Source organism: Aeromonas sp. S19(2024) (assembly GCF_041402625.1).
GTDB classification, from domain to species: domain Bacteria; phylum Pseudomonadota; class Gammaproteobacteria; order Enterobacterales; family Aeromonadaceae; genus Aeromonas; species Aeromonas caviae.
In genome coordinates, this window is the sequence record NZ_JBGLQU010000040.1 from 1 (window position 1) to 502 (window position 502).

Annotated in this window: 1 tRNA gene; it reads right to left on the reverse strand. The window is 46.6% G+C overall.

The features are described from left to right. Nucleotides 1-180: 180 nt before the first annotated feature. Nucleotides 181-256: transfer RNA gene (locus tag ACB037_RS21315), tRNA-Glu, on the reverse strand. Nucleotides 257-502 lie beyond the last annotated feature (246 nt).

Genomic DNA, 502 nt, shown 5'->3' on the forward strand with positions numbered 1-502 from the left:
CCAAATAAAATTTGGTTTTCGCCAAGAAGTTTCCAAAGCACTTGTAACAAATGTTTGAGAACTACTTTTTAAATCAGCTTTCCAGATTGTTAAAGAGCATGTTTGCAACGGCGCAAGGCCGAAGAAAACAGAGTTAAGAATCAGTTCTTAACTCTGCATTCTTGTTAGCAAGAAGAGAAGTGGCGTCCCCTAGGGGATTCGAACCCCTGTTACCGCCGTGAAAGGGCGGTGTCCTAGGCCTCTAGACGAAGGGGACCCCGAATCTGCTTTGCAGTGCTTGCGCACTGAGACAACAGGTAGCAGTAAACTGCTATTCACATCCCGTTATCCGGCAGAAGAGGTTTTCTCTCATCCATCCCGAAGGCTGGACAACAGAAGCTGATGCATCACTGCACCAGGTCTTTGCTCTAACTACTTTGAATCAAGGCAATCTGTGTGAACACTCAACAACTTCGTCATCATTAAGGTAAGGAGGTGATCCAACCCCAGGTTCCCCTAGGGT